General features: G+C 32.8%; 14 protein-coding genes. 7 read left to right on the top strand and 7 right to left on the bottom strand.

Features of this window, described 5'->3' with window-relative positions:
* Positions 1-574 (bottom strand): Gfo/Idh/MocA family oxidoreductase (locus tag P8H68_RS11695; RefSeq protein WP_300325294.1); only part of this gene is annotated, 574 nt, incomplete at its 3' end.
* 134 nt (positions 575-708) lie between these two features.
* Between P8H68_RS11695 and dusB the strand changes: the two genes are divergently transcribed.
* Both dusB and P8H68_RS11685 read left to right on the top strand, forming a co-directional pair.
* Complete coding sequence (gene dusB / locus P8H68_RS11690; RefSeq protein ID WP_300325291.1) at positions 709-1,704, top strand: tRNA dihydrouridine synthase DusB; 996 nt, start codon at positions 709-711, stop codon at positions 1,702-1,704.
* The gene (locus tag P8H68_RS11685; protein WP_300325288.1) at positions 1,697-2,419 is read left to right on the top strand and encodes an SdiA-regulated domain-containing protein; all 723 of its coding nucleotides are present in this window, start codon (positions 1,697-1,699) and stop codon (positions 2,417-2,419) included. Before dusB ends, P8H68_RS11685 begins: the two co-directional genes overlap by 8 nt.
* Here the strand turns inward: P8H68_RS11685 and P8H68_RS11680 are convergent, their stop codons facing one another.
* Both P8H68_RS11680 and rbfA read right to left on the bottom strand, forming a co-directional pair.
* A complete protein-coding gene (locus P8H68_RS11680; protein WP_300325283.1) occupies positions 2,420-3,616 on the bottom strand; it encodes an FtsX-like permease family protein in 1,197 nt (398 codons plus the stop codon).
* A 1-nt stretch (position 3,617) separates the two neighbouring features.
* A complete protein-coding gene (rbfA, locus tag P8H68_RS11675; protein ID WP_300325281.1) occupies positions 3,618-4,013 on the bottom strand; it encodes a 30S ribosome-binding factor RbfA in 396 nt (131 codons plus the stop codon).
* A 183-nt stretch (positions 4,014-4,196) separates the two neighbouring features.
* On the opposite strand from rbfA, the gene P8H68_RS11670 reads away from it, so the two are divergent.
* The 4 genes from P8H68_RS11670 to truB are packed head-to-tail and all read left to right on the top strand — an operon-like array spanning position 4,197 to position 6,850.
* Positions 4,197-5,075 carry a permease-like cell division protein FtsX gene (locus P8H68_RS11670; RefSeq protein ID WP_300325278.1) on the top strand — a complete coding sequence of 293 codons (879 nt, stop codon included), beginning with the start codon at positions 4,197-4,199 and terminating at the stop codon, positions 5,073-5,075.
* Positions 5,076-5,101: 26 nt separating this feature from the next.
* A complete protein-coding gene (locus tag P8H68_RS11665) occupies positions 5,102-5,341 on the top strand; it encodes a DUF3098 domain-containing protein (RefSeq protein WP_300325275.1) in 240 nt (79 codons plus the stop codon).
* A 19-nt stretch (positions 5,342-5,360) separates the two neighbouring features.
* Positions 5,361-6,155, top strand: coding sequence for an undecaprenyl-diphosphate phosphatase (locus tag P8H68_RS11660; RefSeq protein ID WP_300325272.1), 795 nt, complete (start codon positions 5,361-5,363; stop codon positions 6,153-6,155).
* 2 nt (positions 6,156-6,157) lie between these two features.
* Entirely contained in the window at positions 6,158-6,850 is a 693-nt protein-coding gene (truB, locus tag P8H68_RS11655; protein ID WP_300325297.1) for a tRNA pseudouridine(55) synthase TruB, read from the top strand.
* Between the two features lies 1 nt (position 6,851).
* On the opposite strand, the gene P8H68_RS11650 is transcribed toward truB, so the two are convergent.
* Positions 6,852-7,334 carry an ABC transporter ATPase gene (locus tag P8H68_RS11650; protein ID WP_300325269.1) on the bottom strand — a complete coding sequence of 161 codons (483 nt, stop codon included), beginning with the start codon at positions 7,332-7,334 and terminating at the stop codon, positions 6,852-6,854.
* A 33-nt stretch (positions 7,335-7,367) separates the two neighbouring features.
* The gene (locus tag P8H68_RS11645) at positions 7,368-7,658 is read right to left on the bottom strand and encodes a hypothetical protein (RefSeq protein ID WP_300325266.1); all 291 of its coding nucleotides are present in this window, start codon (positions 7,656-7,658) and stop codon (positions 7,368-7,370) included.
* Positions 7,659-7,838: 180 nt separating this feature from the next.
* Here P8H68_RS11645 and P8H68_RS11640 point away from each other — a divergent pair, with 180 nt between their 5' ends.
* Entirely contained in the window at positions 7,839-8,399 is a 561-nt protein-coding gene (locus P8H68_RS11640; RefSeq protein ID WP_300325263.1) for a hypothetical protein, read from the top strand.
* On the opposite strand, the gene P8H68_RS11635 is transcribed toward P8H68_RS11640, so the two are convergent.
* Together P8H68_RS11635 and P8H68_RS11630 are read right to left on the bottom strand one after the other, a co-directional pair.
* Entirely contained in the window at positions 8,365-8,838 is a 474-nt protein-coding gene (locus tag P8H68_RS11635; RefSeq protein WP_300325259.1) for a regulatory protein RecX, read from the bottom strand. The genes P8H68_RS11640 and P8H68_RS11635 overlap by 35 nt on opposite strands.
* An 88-nt stretch (positions 8,839-8,926) precedes the next feature.
* Positions 8,927-9,165, bottom strand: a 239-nt coding sequence (locus P8H68_RS11630) for a hypothetical protein (protein WP_300325257.1), incomplete at its 5' end; no start/stop codon positions are given.

The raw sequence follows: 9,165 nt of genomic DNA, 5'->3' as shown, positions 1-9,165 counted from the left end.
TTCCTAAAGTCATTAAACTTGTAAAAACAGGATATATCCCTATGTCTAATAGGGAACCTCCTCCCAAGTTTTTATTAAACAGTCTATGGTTTTCGTCAAAAGGAGCGAAAAATTTAAAGTCGCATTTTACATGTTTAAGTTCGCCTAATTCTTTGGTTTTGATGATTTCTAGAACTTTTAGAAAAGCTGGGTTGAATCGAGTCCAAAAGGCTTCCATTAAAAAGGAATCATTTTTTTTGGCACAAGAGATCATTGAAGAAACTTCCTTTTCATTCATTGCAAAAGCTTTTTCACAGAGCACGGCTTTTTTATGATTTAGACATAAGGTAGCATGTTCTAAATGAAAAGAATGAGGAGTGGCAATGTATACAATATCCACAGTTTTATCTTCAACCATTTCTTGATACGACCCATAAGCTTTTTGAAAATTAAATTCGGTAGCAAATTCTTGAGACTTCTCAAGTGATCTAGATGCTGTAGCATAAAGATTAGCGTTTGGCAGAAGTTGTAAGTCGGCTGCAAATTTTTTAGCAATTCTACCACATCCTAAAATAGCCCAATTGTACGTTTTCATAGTGATGATTTTTTTTGTGAAAATACAATTTACTTTTAATTTGACTTTATTAGAAATTGTTAAAAGCGATAGTAGCATGTTTTAAAAGAATTAGAAAGTTGTATCTTTGCAGCTCTAAAAAAAACATAGATATTTTGGTTAAGATAGGTGATATAGAATTGAATGATTTTCCGCTGTTGTTAGCACCAATGGAAGATGTTAGTGATCCACCCTTCCGAGCTTTGTGCAAGGAACAAGGAGCAGATGTTGTGTATACTGAATTTATTTCTTCAGAAGGTCTGATTCGAGATGCTGCTAAAAGTGTTAAGAAATTGGATATTTATGAGAAAGAAAGACCTGTTGGAATTCAAATATTTGGTGCCAATTTAGAGTCTATGTTAAAGACAGTAGAGATTGTTGAGAGATCTAAGCCAGATATTATTGATATTAATTTTGGATGTCCAGTAAAAAAGGTGGTCAGCAAAGGAGCTGGAGCTGGAATTTTAAAGGATATAGATTTGATGGTTTCTTTAACGGAAGCTATGGTGAAACATACGGATTTACCTGTTACCGTAAAAACCCGTTTGGGTTGGGACGACAGTTCTATTAAAATTGTGGAAGTTGCAGAGCGCTTGCAAGATGTTGGATGTGCTGCCATCTCTATCCATGGTAGAACTAGAGCTCAAATGTATAAAGGAGATGCAGATTGGAAACCAATTGCTGAGGTTAAAAATAATTCTAGAATGCATATTCCCGTTTTTGGAAATGGGGATGTGAATACACCTGAGGCTGCAGTAAAAATGCGGGATGAATACGGTTTAGACGGTGCTATGATTGGAAGAGCTAGTATTGGAAATCCATGGTTTTTTAAAGAGGTAAAACATTTTTTTGAAACTGGAGAGCATCTACCACCTGTTACCATTGCAGAGCGTGTTGCAGTTGCAAGAAGACATTTAGAAATGGAAATTGCTTGGAAAGAAAAAGAAATATTGGCTGTGTTGGAAACGAGACGTCATTATGGAACTTATTTTAAGGGAATTCCAAATTTTAAGCAATATAGAATGAAAATGGTTACTTCTAATTCGGCAGAAGAAATGTATGATACTTTCGACGAAGTACTGGCTAAATTTGGAGATCAAACCTATGTATAAAATATCTGTTTTGTTTGGAGTTTTACTATTGGCTTTGGCTTGTGGTAATTCAATTCCGTCAATCAAAATAGAGTTTATTTCCAAAACAAAAATAGTTGTTACGGAACCCTCTGGACTTACTTTTTATAATGGGAGTTTGTTTGTTATAAGTGATGCAAATTCTTTTTTGTATCAAATGTCTTTGTCGGGTAAACTTGAGCATAAATATGCTGTTCCTGTAAAAGGAATGGAAGGAGTTGCTTTTGATGAGAAGAAAAAAGCTTTCGTATTGCTCAGTGAAACGAAAAGAAAAATGACTTACTATTCATTGAAAGATGGAGTAGGAGCTTCTTATAAAATCAAAGGAAAACAAAGTGCTGATAACGATGGTTTGGAGGGTGTTTGTTTCAACTCTAAAAAAGAGTCTTTGTATGTGTTAAACGAAGCAAAACCTAAAAAACTTCTTAAGATTTCTTCAAAAGGAAAAATAAAAAAGAATTATGATCTTTCTTTTGGTAAGGATGTTTCAGGGATCGTTTATGATGATGTTTTGGATGTGTTTTGGATATTGAGTGATGCCTCTAAAGCTTTATATAAAGTAGACGATAAAGGAGAATTGTTGCAAGAATTTCCATTGTCCATTGAAAAAGCAGAAGGTATAGCCATTGATGATCAGCGTAGGTTGTATATTGTAAGTGATCAAACAGCGGATCTTTTTATTTTTCAAATAAAATAACTACTCTAATAATTCTTTTGAGATTCTACTGCTCGCTATAATGGCAGCAAAATAACCCAGTAGGGTGATGGTGATTGCTACCAACATTAGATTTGTGAATTTAAATTCTATTGGATAAGCAATCGAGCTTGTAATCATAAAAAGCTTGTATTTATTCTGAATAAAAATCAAAACAGTCCCAAGTGTGGTGCCTATAATTAAGCCTCCAAAAGTCAATAGAAAACCTTGGTAAATAAATATTTTCCTCACTTCTTTTATTGTCGCACCAAGATTGTATAAGGTGACAAGGTTTGATTTCTTGTCAAGAATCATCATAATAATAGAACCGATAACATTAAACACCGCAATAATTAAAACGAGGGTAAAAATAAGATATGCAACCAGTTTTTCGGTATTTAGTATTTTGTAGAATACTGAATTGAGCTCTTCTCTCGATTCAATTTTGTAATTCGCACCCAATTTTTCTTTCAACTCTTTCAAACATACATCTGAAGCATTCGAGTCCGTCTTGATATCTATGGCAGAAATTTGATTGGGTGTATAATTCAATAAATTTTGGCATACGGAAAGAGGGGTGAATACAAATTTATGATCCAATTCTTCTGAGATAGAAAAAACTCCCACCGCTTGAACATTTGATTTCTGAAAGGCTTTGGTCGGGTTTGTGAGGTATCCTTTCCCGGGCTTAGGAACTAGGATAGTCAAAGGATCTCCGTAGTTTAAAATTCCGATAGAGAGTTTGTTGGCAATCCCATTACCAACCAAGGCCGTAGGCTTGTCAAAATTCAGCCATTTTCCTGAATAAATTAGTGTGTCAATTCTAACAACATTTGTATAGTTTCTGTCGACACCTTTGATGTATGCTATTTGTTCTTTTTTACCGTGCTTGAAAAAAGCACGTTCTTCAATAACTTTTGAAAATGCAACAATACCCTTTGTAGAGAGCATTTGGTTTTGGATGCTGTCTGTAAATTCAAAAGATTTACCAACGGCAGCGGAGATTCTGATATTGGGGTCTGTAGCATTTAAAAATTTGGTACTAAACGATTTTAGACCAGAAAATACGGAGAGCACAATAAAAAGAGCTAAGGAACCTACAATAATTCCAATACTTGCTATTTTGGTAATAATATTGATGGCATTATTACTGCTCTTAGAAAATAGATAGCGCTTGGCAATGTAGAGCGAAAAGTTCAAATTATGACTTTTTCCTTTTAGGTAAAACCTCTGGGTTTTCAATTGGATTTATATCTTCACCACGCAAAGAAGCATCGATAGTTTCAATATAATCTAAAGAATCATCTCCGTAAAAAGTTAAATTAGGAACTCTACGCAATTGATTTTTGGTTCTTTTTGCCAATTCATGACGAATGGTTTTGCTGTTGGATTGAATTCCAGACACCAATTCATCTCTTTTTTCAGAAGGAAAAATGCTTAAAAAAACTTTGGCTTGACTTAAGTCAGTTGTTACGCTTACTTTTGTGACAGAGATAATTACACCTCTCATTCCATCTTGAGCAGCCGATTGTAAAACATCCACTAAATCCTTTTGGATTACACCACCAATTTTTTTCTGTCTATTTGTTTCCTCCATGCTGCAAATTTAAGTTAATTATTTATAATGGATAAGAGTTTTCAAGGGAAACTATGTTTTTGTTATCGCGATTTTTTCGAAGAATATTTTAACTTTTTCTTACAAATCTAAATCTGTTTCTTCTGATTTACTCTTCTCACTTACAATCTAATTTAGTAACTTGCCAACTTTAAAATTTCAATTATGTCTAACTCCTTTGATCGTTATCAAAAACGACGTTTAAGATCTTCCTATTTTTCAGTGATCCTTAGTATAGCTTTGGTGTTATTTGTTTTAGGAGTGTTAGGAGTGGTAGTGTTAAAATCTACCAAAATTGCAAATCATTTTAAGGAGCAGGTTGCGGTAACCTTATTCTTAAAAAATAATGTTGATAGAGATCAATCAAAGAATTTAGAGAAAGCACTTAAAGAAAAAGACTATACTAAATCCATTGAATTTGTTTCAAAGGATACTGCTGCAAAACAATTTAGCAAAGAGATAGGAGAAGATTTTTTAACGTTTTTAGGGAGTAACCCCTTAAAGAATTCGATAGATATTCATTTGAATCCAGATTTTATAACTCCGGAAAAAATGAAAACAATAGAAGAAGAATTGCTGAAAAACGCCTATGTTTCTGAAGTTTTATATGATGCTCCTTTGATTGAAATGTTAACTCAAAATATTCAAAAAATAAGTTTTTGGGTTTTAGTGGTGGCAGGCTTTTTTACATTGATTGCGGTGGTATTGATAAACAGCTCTATAAGATTGTCTGTTTACTCGAAACGTTTCACTATCAAAACTATGCAAATGGTTGGGGCAACGAAAAGATTTATTCGATTGCCATTTATTTGGAAAAGCATTCGTTTAGGGATTATGGGAGCTGTTTTGGCAAGCATTGGATTGGCTTCTTTATTATATTATATAGGAGATGCGATTCCACAATTAGGATTGTTGTCGGATAAAAAAGATTTGGCAATTGTTTTCTCAGGAGTATTATTTATGGGAATTCTAGTGACATGGATGAGTACATTTTTTGCTACACAACGTTTTTTAAATTTAAAAACAGATCAGCTTTATTCTTAGGATAAACTGATGTATATAAAATTCATATGAAAGAATTGAAATCAAAAGAAGAGTTTTTATTCGGTAAAAAGAATTATAAATGGATGCTGATTGGATTGGCTGTGGTGGCATTAGGTTTTATTCTGATGGCAGGTGGAGGTAGCGATGATCCAGAGGTTTTTAATGAAGCCATTTATAATTTTAGAAGAATTCGTTTGGCGCCTACTTTGGTGTTGATTGGTTTTGCAATTGAGGTATATGCTATTCTAGCAGATCCAAATAAATAATTTTTTCAAGTAACATATCATGGGAATAATTGAAGCTATAATTCTAGGAATTATACAAGGACTGACAGAGTTTTTACCTGTGTCATCAAGTGGGCATTTAGAATTAGTAAAATTTATCTTAGGAGATGATGCTGTGCCAAAAGAGAGTTTGACATTTACAGTTGTACTTCATTTTGCAACGGCTTTGAGTACCTTAATAATTTTTAGAAAAGAGGTTGGTAGAATATTAAAAGGATTGTTTCAGTTTTCATGGAATGAAGAAACAAAATTTTGTTTGAAAATTGTGATCTCAATGGTTCCTGCTGTAATAGTGGGATTGTTGTTTGAAGAACAATTAGAGTATTTTTTTAGTGGACAAATATTACTTGTCGGTGCTATGTTACTTGTAACAGCTTTGTTGCTAGTATTGGCGGATAAAGCAAAAACTACGGATGTAGAAACAAGCTATAAATCGGCATTGATTATTGGTGTTGCCCAAGCAATTGCAATGTTGCCAGGAATTTCTAGATCTGGAGCAACTATTTCTACTTCGGTATTACTTAAAATAGATAGAACGCAAGCGGCTAGATTTTCATTTTTGATGGTAGTGCCATTGATTGTTGGAAAGATAGCGAAAGATGTTTTGGGAGGCGATTTAGTAGTCAGTTCAGTTGAGGTATTTCCAATGTTTATTGGTTTTGTTTCTGCTTTTGTCGCAGGTTTAATAGCATGTAAGTGGATGATGGCTTTGGTAAAGAAAAGTAAATTGTATTACTTTTCAATGTATTGCGCTGTGGTTGGTGTTATCGCGATTGTATATTCTTTATCTAATTAATGATGCTAACAGAAGAACAGTTTAAAGAAGGGCAAGTACTATTGATTGATAAACCCTTAACCTGGACTTCTTTTCAGGTGGTCAATAAAATTCGTTGGGAAATTCGTCAGCGTTTCAGTATTAAAAAAATCAAAGTGGGTCATGCAGGTACTTTAGATCCTTTGGCAACAGGTTTGTTGATTTTATGTACCGGTAAATTCACTAAAAAAATTGATCAATTTCAAGCACAAATAAAAGAATACACTGGTGAGATTACCTTAGGGGCAACAACTCCAAGTTATGATTTAGAGTCTGAGGTTGATAAAGAATTTCCTACAGGACATATAACCGAGGAATCCATTTATAAGGCTACTGAAAAGTTTATCGGGGAGATTGATCAAAAACCTCCAATTTTTTCTGCTTTGAAAAAAGACGGAAAACGTTTGTATGAATTGGCACGTGCTGGAGAAGAGGTTGAAGTGAAATCTAGAAAAATTACAATTTCTGAATTTGAAATTACCAAAATAGATTTTCCCAAAGTAGAATTTAGAGTAGTATGCAGTAAAGGAACTTATATACGTTCGTTGGCTTATGATTTTGGTTTGGCCTTAGATTCGGGAGCGCATTTAAGTGCTCTTAGGAGAACTAAAATTGGTGATTTTTCTGTGGCTGATGCCCATCAGTTAGAAGGATATATAAAAGAATTGCAGGCTTAAGTTATTTAAACATATTGCCATACCAGCTTTCTGAAGCAGGAACTTCCCAGTATTCATCAAACTCTAATTTTGTAGCTATTGTGTTATCAAAAACTATGGTTTTTTTATTGACACCTTTGTCTTTAATTAGCTTTTTAAAGTCTTTTAAATCCTTGTATTGAACATATTGACCTTGTTTAAAACAGGCATTCATTTTATCCATCAATTCAGTCTCTAAATCTGTTTGTAATTGAATGATGAATGATATAAGTTCATTAGTTGTTTTTGTAGAAATAGTAGTTTCCGTTTCAGCAAACAAAACAATAAAACGATTGTATTTGATGGTGAAAGTAGCCGTTAAATCTTCGTTTTCATTTTCCCATTCTAAAATAAAGTCACTGATTTTTTTTTCAATACTCTCTATTTCATTTGCATAAAGTTTTTTTTGGGATGGAAAAACCCAAACTTTTGCATCATCAGGCAAGCTATTATAGTCAGAAATCATCTTGTTTCAATTTGGCGACAAAGATATTTCTTTTTAACTGTTTTGTTTTACTTCTTGAAGGGATTTTTGAGCAGATTCAAAATCTGTGTAGGTGCTGTTCAATAAAGAAGCAATTTTATTTGGAATAAAAAGCTGAAAAAATTTAGGCAATCTTCTTGCGTCAAGAAACTGACCATGTCTCATTTCTACTACCAAATAATATTCGGTAAAATTATCTGTTGTGTAAGAAGAAATATTGTAAGCCGCCGACTTAAATTTATTTCTTTTTTGGATCGAGTAAATAAATGAAATAACCAGAATGCTGAAAAAAATAAAAGGTATCATAATGCAAGTTTAGTTGAATCGTGGGTTAACATATGTTAATAACGAACAATATATAGATTTATTGTATATGACGGAAGTTTTATCATACATTTGTGTCATTATTGATTCTATTTTATTGTTTTGAGATATTTATTTTTAGCTTTTTGCATTTTTATTATTTCTTGTAAGAAAAAACGAGACGTGAAGAAGGTTGTGGAACAAATTCCGGCCGAGAGTTTGGCTTTGTTCAATGAGACAAGTACCTATAGCTTTGATGAGATGTTGAAGCCTAAAACAAACGAAAATGTTAAGGGTTGGGATGAGTATGCAAATTTGTCTAAATTTTTAAAGAAAAATTTTACAACGATATCACCATCTTTAGCTTTAGAGATGTCAAAAGAATTGGCAGATTTGTCTAAAACAATGAATGATTCTTTGAGGATAAGAGAGTTGAATAATAAAGGGATGTTTGCTCGTTTGAATGTTTTTTATTCTGAGGCATTGCGTTTACAAGATATGTCTGATATTAGTTCTATTCAGCCATCAGAAGTAAACGAACAGGTTGAGAAAATTATTTTGGTGTACAACTCTATAAATTTGAAAATTAATTCAGTTTATCTGCAAAAAAGTTTTGATGAGAATGTTGATTTTGATGAATCAATATTTGACTTTAATGAAGAGGCAGAAGCTCCCTATAGAGTTCCTAAAAAACCTCGTAAATCAAAACCTAATCGAAATGATAAGCCGTCATTTCGTAAATAAGTTGTGATTCAAAGCCTTGCCTTAATAGGTAGTCTATTATTTTTTTCTTCTTTTTGAATACATTCGTTTCCTTCGAAGTTTCTGTTTTTTTGAGAATAATATTGTCAAGGGTTTCAAGATAATCAGCTTGTTCGATTTCTTTTAGTGCAATTTTAATATTGTATTCGGTGATATTTCTGAATTTGAGTTCCCGAACAATTCTGTTTTTGCCCCATTTTTTTATTCTAAATTTTCCTCTTGCAAAACTTTGTGCAAAACGTGTTTCATTCAAGAAGTTTTCTGAAATAAGGTGGGTGATTACTTGCTCAATAATTTCTGGAATCAATCTCATTTTTGAAAGCTTTTCTTCCACCTCTTTATGGCAACGATCTTGATAAATACAGTAGTGTTCTAAAGCTCTTTTCGCTTCTTCAGGAGTGTACGTTTTGATTGTTTTCATAAGGTTCAAATGTAGGATAAATAAACAAGTGCAAAAAAAAACGACCGCATATTTTGCAGTCGTTTTTTAATATTAAAATAAATTTGTTTTATGCGGTAACTGTTCTTTTGCTATGAATCCACATTTTTAATTTTGTAACCAATAAGAATAAAATTGGAACAATAATTAAGGTAAGGAAAGTAGCTATGATCAGTCCATAAATTACTGTCCAGGCAAGTGGTCCCCAGAAAATAACGTTATCTCCACCAAAATAAAGATGTGCATCAAATTCACTAAAGAATGTAAAGAAATTGATGTTCAATCCAATCGCTAAAGGAATCAAACCTA

The sequence above is a fragment of the Flavicella sp. genome, from assembly GCF_029238425.1.
Taxonomy (GTDB): Bacteria; Bacteroidota; Bacteroidia; order Flavobacteriales; family Flavobacteriaceae; genus Flavicella.
The sequence above is the reverse complement of the archived record's forward strand: the minus strand, read 5'-3'. Positions and strand labels throughout refer to the sequence as shown.

Bases quoted from the DNA above. Each gene is read 5' to 3' on its own strand.
- P8H68_RS11685 (WP_300325288.1), top strand. From the start codon at position 1,697: ATGTATAAAATATCTGTTTTGTTTGGAGTTTTACTATTGGCTTTGGCT.
- rbfA (WP_300325281.1), bottom strand. From the start codon at position 4,013: ATGGAGGAAACAAATAGACAGAAAAAAATTGGTGGTGTAATCCAAAAG.
- P8H68_RS11670 (WP_300325278.1), top strand. From the start codon at position 4,197: ATGTCTAACTCCTTTGATCGTTATCAAAAACGACGTTTAAGATCTTCC.
- P8H68_RS11665 (WP_300325275.1), top strand. From the start codon at position 5,102: ATGAAAGAATTGAAATCAAAAGAAGAGTTTTTATTCGGTAAAAAGAAT.
- P8H68_RS11660 (WP_300325272.1), top strand. From the start codon at position 5,361: ATGGGAATAATTGAAGCTATAATTCTAGGAATTATACAAGGACTGACA.
- truB (WP_300325297.1), top strand. From the start codon at position 6,158: ATGCTAACAGAAGAACAGTTTAAAGAAGGGCAAGTACTATTGATTGAT.
- P8H68_RS11650 (WP_300325269.1), bottom strand. From the start codon at position 7,334: ATGATTTCTGACTATAATAGCTTGCCTGATGATGCAAAAGTTTGGGTT.
- P8H68_RS11645 (WP_300325266.1), bottom strand. From the start codon at position 7,658: ATGATACCTTTTATTTTTTTCAGCATTCTGGTTATTTCATTTATTTAC.
- P8H68_RS11635 (WP_300325259.1), bottom strand. From the start codon at position 8,838: ATGAAAACAATCAAAACGTACACTCCTGAAGAAGCGAAAAGAGCTTTA.